Source organism: Myxococcus guangdongensis (assembly GCF_024198255.1).
Lineage (GTDB): Bacteria > Myxococcota > Myxococcia > Myxococcales > Myxococcaceae > Myxococcus > Myxococcus guangdongensis.
This window is the reverse complement of sequence record NZ_JAJVKW010000021.1, coordinates 167,774-174,626: the sequence shown is the minus strand read 5'-3', so window position 1 is coordinate 174,626 and position 6,853 is coordinate 167,774. Positions and strand designations below refer to the sequence as shown.

4 protein-coding genes are annotated in these 6,853 nt (G+C 70.2%); 2 read left to right on the top strand and 2 right to left on the bottom strand.

Annotated features, from left to right (window positions below; genetic code table 11):
- Together LXT21_RS40990 and LXT21_RS40985 are read right to left on the bottom strand one after the other, a co-directional pair.
- Positions 1-3,361: amino acid adenylation domain-containing protein (locus LXT21_RS40990; RefSeq protein ID WP_254043704.1), on the bottom strand; the 3,361-nt coding region annotated here is incomplete at its 3' end.
- A gap of 112 nt (positions 3,362-3,473) precedes the next feature.
- On the bottom strand, positions 3,474-5,510 hold the full coding sequence (locus LXT21_RS40985; RefSeq protein WP_254043703.1) for a hypothetical protein: 2,037 nt from the start codon (positions 5,508-5,510) through the stop codon (positions 3,474-3,476).
- A 112-nt stretch (positions 5,511-5,622) separates the two neighbouring features.
- On the opposite strand from LXT21_RS40985, the gene LXT21_RS40980 reads away from it, so the two are divergent.
- The gene (locus LXT21_RS40980) at positions 5,623-5,805 is read left to right on the top strand and encodes a Xan family putative trans-acting RiPP leader peptide (protein WP_254043702.1); all 183 of its coding nucleotides are present in this window, start codon (positions 5,623-5,625) and stop codon (positions 5,803-5,805) included.
- Positions 5,802-6,824 carry an aromatic ring-hydroxylating oxygenase subunit alpha gene (locus tag LXT21_RS40975; RefSeq protein WP_254043701.1) on the top strand — a complete coding sequence of 341 codons (1,023 nt, stop codon included), beginning with the start codon at positions 5,802-5,804 and terminating at the stop codon, positions 6,822-6,824. The genes LXT21_RS40980 and LXT21_RS40975 overlap by 4 nt, the downstream gene beginning before the upstream one ends.
- The last annotated feature ends 29 nt before the right edge of the window (positions 6,825-6,853 follow it).

Sequence of the window (6,853 nt, the reverse complement as noted above, 5' to 3'; positions counted from 1 at the left end):
TGGCGTCTGGAGCAACGAGAGCGACGGCGTCAGGAGTCCGCGCGAAGGAAGCGAGGAGCAGGGACGCAACAGTGCCGTCGGAGTCGAAGGGACGGTGGGAGTCGTTGAAGTCGAAGAGGACGCGCTGGCGCTCCTCCACGGAGAGAAGCGAGAGGCTGGAGAGAGGCGCCTGTGGAGCGGCGAGGACCTGTTCGAGCAGGAGGACGAAGTGAGTGAGCATGCGCTCGACGGAGGCGTGCTCGAAGAGGTCGGTGCGGAACTGGAAGAAGAGCTGGAGAGAAGAGTCGGGCAGCTCGGTGGCGGTGAGTGCGAGGTCGAGCTGGCTGGTGCCGTTGTCGACGAAGACGTGCTGAGAAGAGAGGCCCGAGAAGGAGAGGGGCGAGTCGACACGGCGCAGGTCGAACATGACCTGGAAGAGGGGCGCGTGACTGAGGCTGCGCTCGACGTGGAGCGCATCCACGACGCGCTCGAATGGCGCATCCTGGTGACTGAAGGCCTCCAGTGCGGTCGCCCACACGTGCGCCAGCAACATGGAGAACGGCGCGGAAGGCAGCAAGTGCGTCCGCAGGACGAGCGTGTTGATGAACAGACCGACGATGTCCTCGGAGGCCGCGTGCGTGCGGCCGGAGACCGGCGTTCCGATGCACAGCTCGCGTTCACCCGAGTAGCGCTGGAGCAGCGTGGCGAACACGGCATGGAGCGCCATGAACGGCGTCACCTGATGCTGACGGCACAGCGCCTCCAGCCGCAGGCGGACCTCGCGAGGCAACATGTGACGACGCGAGTACGCCCCCCGGTCGGACAGCACCGGAGGACGAGGCTTGTCCGTGGGCAGCGCGAGCAGCGAGGGGGAATCCGCGAGCTGCCGCTTCCAGTAGTCGAGGTGGATGTCCTCGCGCGCGCGGACCTCGGGGGTGCGCTGCCACGCGGACAGGTCCACGTAGTCGAGGGTGGCGGGTGCGGCGGGCGGGACGCGACCTTCCTGGAGCGCGGAGTACGTCGTCGCCAGCTCGTTGAGCAGGATGCCCATCGACAGGCCATCCACCACCAGGTGATGCAGCACCCACAGCAACACCTGATGCTCGGGGGCACTCGTGAACAGGTGGAACCGATACAGCGGCCCCTCCTCCAACGAGAGCGGACGCGAGGCCTCCTCGCGCAGTCTGCGCTGGAGCCACGCCTCCGGAGTCACGCTCTCATGCGGCGGGCGTGACACGTCCTCCACCGTGAGCAGCGGCTCGCGGACCGGATGGACACGCAGGCGCGGGCTCCCCTCCACGGGCGTGAAGGTGACGCGGAGCGCGGCGTGTCGCTCCACCAGCCGCCGCAGCGTGTCCTCCAACGCGGCCCGATTCAGTGCACCCCGAAGCTCCAGCGCATCGACGACGAGGTACGCCGCCGAGTCCGGCTGGAGCTGCTGGAGGAACCACAGTCGCTCCTGCGCCAGGGACGGCATGGGCGCGACATCGGCGGGAAGCGGCGTGGGGCTGGCGAGTGTCGCCGCGAGCGACTCGGAGATGGGGCCCAGCGCCCGGGCCAGACGGGCCACGGTGGCGTGTGAGAACAGCGCCGTCAGCGGCAGCTCCACCCCCACCGCGTGCCGCACGCGCGCCAGCAATCGCGTGGCGCTCAGCGAGTGTCCGCCCAGCTCGAAGAAGTCGCTGTCCCGTCCCACCCGCTCCACGCCCAGCACCTGCTGGAACAGCCCCGCCAGCAGCACCTCCAGCTCTCCTCGCGGCGCGCTGTCCGCGGAGGCGCTCGCGGCGTCGACTCGGCCGAGCGACAGCGTGCCCAACGTCTTCCGGTCCACCTTCCCGGAGGACGTCAGCGGAAGCGCGGTGAGCGTCACGAGCGCGGAGGGCACCAGATGCTCGGGGAGCTGCTGCTTCAACCACGGACGCAGCGCCGCGTTCACCCGGGCCTCATCCTGCCCCTCGGAGGGAACGACGAAGGCCACCAGGGCCAGCTCGCCCTCGGCGATTTCGCGGGCCACGACGGCGACCTCGCGGACCTCCGGATGGCGCGCGAGGACCGCCTCCACCTCGCCCGGCTCCACGCGCATGCCGCGCAGCTTCACCTGCGAGTCGACGCGGCCCAGGTACTCGAGCTCGCCGTCCACCGTCCACCGGGCCAGGTCTCCCGTGCGGTAGAGCCGCTCACCCGGCGCTGAGCTGAAGGGATGCGGCAGGAACCGCTCCGCCGTCAGCTCCGGTCGCCCCAGGTAGCCACGGGCCACGCCCACGCCGCCGATGAACAGCTCTCCGGCGACACCCGGAGGCAGGGGCTCCAGGGCCTCATCGAGCACGTACAGCCGCGTGTTGGGCCACGGCGTGCCCAGGGTGATGGCGCCCGGTACCACCGCCACGGGCGTAATCGCGGCGCAGACCGTCGCCTCCGTCGGTCCATACGCGTTGAGCAGCCGCCGGCCCTGTCCCCAGCGCTCGGCCACCGCGATGGGAAGGGCCTCACCCGCGGAGATGACGGTGCGCAGGCCCTCCAACCCCTCCGTCTCCAACTGCGCGAGCACCGACGGCGTCAACGTCACCGCGGTGATGGCGCTCTCCCGCAAGAGCGTGCGCAGGGGCACGTCGGGCAGCAGCCGCTGTCGGGGCGCGAGCACCAACGTCGCGCCCGCGAGCAGCGTGGCGAACACCTCGCACACGGACGCATCGAAGCTCATCGACGCGAACTGGAGCACCCGGTCCTCGGGTCGGAACCCATGCGCCCGCACCGCGGCCAGCGCCGTGTTGCGCAGCCCCGCGTGCGCCACCAGCACGCCCTTGGGCCGCCCCGTGGAGCCGGACGTGTAGATGACGTACGCCAGATGGTCCGCCGAGGCGACCGCCTCCAGCCGCTCCACCGAGTGACGCGCGAACGGTGGCAACAGGCCATCCAGCTCCACCGTCAGCTCGCCTCGCAGCGGCAGCTCGTCCAGCATCTGCTGCCGCGCGAGCACCACGGGCGCGCCGCTGTCGGAGAGCACGAAGCCCTGCCGCTCGGCGGGATGTGCCGGGTCCAACGGAACGAACGCACCTCCCGCCTTGAGGATGCCCAGCATCCCCACCACCTGCTCCACCGAGCGCTCCGCGCACAGCGCGACGCGCGTCTCCGGTCCCACGCTCAGCGAGCGCAGATGGCGCGCGAGCTGGTTGGCGCGCTCGTCGAGCTGTCGGTACGTCAGCCGGGTGCCTTCGAAGTCGAGCGCCGTCGCGTCGGGCGCGCGGTCCACCTGCTGCTCGAAGCACGCCACCACCGTGTCGCCGCCCTCCAGGGGTTGCTCGGAGGCATTGAAGGTGACGAGCACCCGGTGCCGCAGCGCCTCGGAGAGGGCGGGACGTGGGGCGGGCGCGCGCTCGGCCACCGGGGCGGGGTCGGGCGCGACGGCGGAGTCGACAGGGGGAGCCTTCCGTCCATGCGGACCGGGGGAGGTCGGGGCGGAATCGTCGTGAGCGGTCATCGTGAGGTCTTGGCTCTCAGAGCCGGAGTCGAACGTTGATGCCGGCGCGGAACAGGCCCATGTCCACCGGCGCGCTGGGGGCGATGCCGGCGTCGGGCTGGAAGCGGAACTCGCCGCCCCGCTCTCCGAAGGGAACTTCCACGTAGGCGGCGACCGTCACGTCGCGCAGCCGGGAGGCATTGATGTCCAGTCGCGCCACGTAGGACGGGTCTCCCACGTTGCCCATCACCGTGAGCGTCGTCGTGGGCTCGTAGATGTTTCGCGCGGTGACGGCCACCTGGGCCATGGCGTAGAAGCGGCCGAAGTAGAGCGGCTGGAAGTCACCCACCGCCTGCACCCACGTCAACAGCTCGCGGTCGTCGCTGCCCAGCTGGTTGTAGAACCCCTCCAGCCGCACCACCGTCTTGAACGTGTCCGCCACGCGCAACTCCGCCTGCGCGCCGCCGCTGGCCTGCACCTGGAGCCCGTCGAGCGGCCGCACCTGAAAGCCCCCCGCCGGCGAGCGCTCCCACGTGGCCACGTCCGCGCCGTGCACCAGCGCAATCTCCGTGTTGAAGTCCAGCCGCCCCAGGCCCACCGAGTAGTCCACGCCGTAGCGAGGCCGCCGGCCCTCCACGAACGAGCCCGACACCGCGAGCTCGCTGGTGCCCAGCGCCATCTCCGCGCGCACCGCGCCGCCGTAGCGCACGCGGTCCCCGTCCGCCGTCACCTGGTCCAGCAGGTCCGCCGTGCCGATGAGCCACAGGTTGGCCGCCATCGACTCCCACGGCACGTTGACCTTCACCATGTCCACGCCCGGCCTCAAGTCGTAGAGGAACAGCGGGTCCGGATTGCGCGCGCGCAGGAAGTCGGTGGTGTTCCAGATCTTGGAGCTGCCCCACTTGATGTGCTGCCGCCCCGCGGTGATGAAGACGTGGTCGAACAGGCCGAAGTAGATCCACAGCCGGTCCAGGCTCGTCGCGGGCGTGGAGAGCACCGGGTCCAGCGGGTCGTACGCCATGCGGCCCACCGCGAAGCTGCGCAGCCCGTCGAACGGCTTGAAGTCCAGGTACACGTCGAGCAGCGCCGGGAAGAACGGGTCCACCCCCGTGCGCGCCGTGCTCGTGCGCCGCGCCCCGGCCACCTCCGCGCGCTGCAGATAGAAGCCGCCCACCGTGAGCAGCTCGGGCACCTTGAGGAACGCGGACGGGTGCAGCGGGTCCTCCTCGACGGCGTCCTCCGTCACAGGCTGTGGACCTCCCGCGGCCCCTCCCGCCGCGGAGGCGATGCTCGTGCCCGACGCGGCCACGTCATCCACCACCACCGGCCTGAGCGACGTGTCCACGTCCATGGGCGTCGCGGGGCGCGGGGAGGATGACTCGCCCTCGATGGTGGGCACCGCCAGCTCCAGGCTCGCCACGGCGGGCTGCGTGGCGGCGGCGGGCTCCGCGAAGGCCTCCACGGTGTTGCCGTCGGCGGTCTCCGTATCGTCCTCGGACGGGGTGCCGGCGGCGGACACCGTGTCGCTTCCTTCGGCTGTGTCCGCGGTGCCGGGGGAGGACAGCTCCGGGGGCGGCTCCACGCTCGCGGTGAGCGCGAGCTTGCCTCGCGCGGGCTTTTGATACGTCAGCGCGCGCACGTCGCCGCCGGTGAAGAACACCGCGAGGCCTCGCGACGGGTAATGGAAATACAGCGAGGTGTCCGGCGTGGCCTTCACCACGTAGCAGGGCTTCTTGCTCCAGCCTGTCTTGGGACACGCGGGGCCGAATTGTTTCTCCACCGCGGCGCGCGTGGGCGCGCGGGTGGGGAAGACATCGATGCGCCGCAACTTGCGCGTGCGTGTATCGACGGTGAAGCGCGCGCGCTGGGTCCCCGCTGGCGAGGACTGCCCTTGATAATCGAGCACCAGCGCGCCGTCCTCCCGACGTCTCGCGTCGGGCTCACCGAACAGGATGCGCAGCTGCGCCTCCGTCGTGACGCCCGGTCTGGCTTTCTTCCAGGGCTCCGCGTGAGCCGTGCCATGAATCAGACACAACATGGCCACGATGCGCACGACAGAGGGGGCAGGGGGCATGGAGGGCCGCACTCTAGTGGTGTTGTGACACGCGTGGAAATCCACGGTGGGTTGACATTCCCCTGCTCTTCCTCCGAGCATCCACCTCCCCTGCGTAGTGGAGGCCACCCACATGGCGTCGGAAGAGGCGGTTCAGTCCCCATCCGAAACGGCTGCGAATGCGGTATCCACTCCGAATCCGGCCGAGGCGCCCGAGGCGGTGTCGGCGGCTCCCGAGAAGCTCGACGAGATAGAGGAAATCGATTTCCTCCTCGAGGAGATTGAAAGCAAGATCGCCCCGCTCGCCCTGGCATGAGCACGGCTGGCGAGGTCCGCTCGTACCGGGACACCTTCGTCCCGTACTGGCATCCGGTGGCGTACGCCCATGAGCTCCGGGAAGGCCCGCTGGCCGCCCGGCTCCTGGAGACGGAGCTGGTCCTCTGGCGCACCACCTCCGGTGTCGCGGCCACCCAGCGCTACTGCGCGCACCGTGGAGCCGACCTCTCCGCTGGGACTGTCACACCCCAGGGACTTCGCTGTGCGTTCCATGGATGGACATACGCCCAGAGTGGCTCGTGTGTCCGCATTCCCTCTCAACCCCAGACGCCCGTGCCGGAGCGGGCCCGGGTGAACAGCTACCTTGCCGCGGAGCGGCATGGGCTCATCTGGGTCTGTCTTTCACCCGCGCCGGCGGCGCCGCTGCCCGAGTGGCCGGAGCTGGCCGACAGCGCGACGGTGGCCACGGTGCCGCTGCCCCGATTGGACTGGGAGACGTCCGCCGGACGCATGGTGGAAATCGTCCTGGACGTGGCTCACCTATCGTTCGTTCATGAGGGCACGTTCGGCAATCCGGACCAGCCGGAGGTGCCGGCCTATGACGTGGAGAGGCTCCCGGATGGGCTGCGCGCGCAGATTGTCTATCCCGCGCTGGCACCCGCGGTGGGCAGCGCTCCACCCCGGGTGGACCGCACCACGCTCACGTATGAGGTGACGTTCCCGTTCACCGCGCGGCTCACCTTCAAGCCCACGCTCTTCTATCCACACACCGTCTACGCGGTGGCCTCGCCCTGGTCCGAGGAGAAGATGCAGTGCTTCTACTTCGCCTCGTACCACCCGCGGATCCGCAACTTCGCGGAGCTGTTCGTGAAGTCGGAGTCGGCCATCCTGGAGCAGGACCGCCGCGTGGCGGAGGGACAGCGCCCGCGCGCGCACCCGCTGGACTTCTCGGGGGAGGTCCCCGTGAAGGCGGACCGGCTCCCCATCGAATACCGCCGGGCCGTCGCGGCCCTGCGCCTGGGCCGTCCTCCGGACGCGCCCTCATTGGACTCTCCATAAGGAGTCGCTGAACGTGAATGCCGGGGGCC

What these genes read in the sequence shown, in the direction of transcription:
- LXT21_RS40980 (WP_254043702.1), top strand. Translation starts at nt 5,623, where the DNA reads ATGGCGTCGGAAGAGGCGGTTCAGTCCCCATCCGAAACGGCTGCGAAT.
- LXT21_RS40985 (WP_254043703.1), bottom strand. Translation starts at nt 5,510, where the DNA reads ATGCCCCCTGCCCCCTCTGTCGTGCGCATCGTGGCCATGTTGTGTCTG.
- LXT21_RS40975 (WP_254043701.1), top strand. Translation starts at nt 5,802, where the DNA reads ATGAGCACGGCTGGCGAGGTCCGCTCGTACCGGGACACCTTCGTCCCG.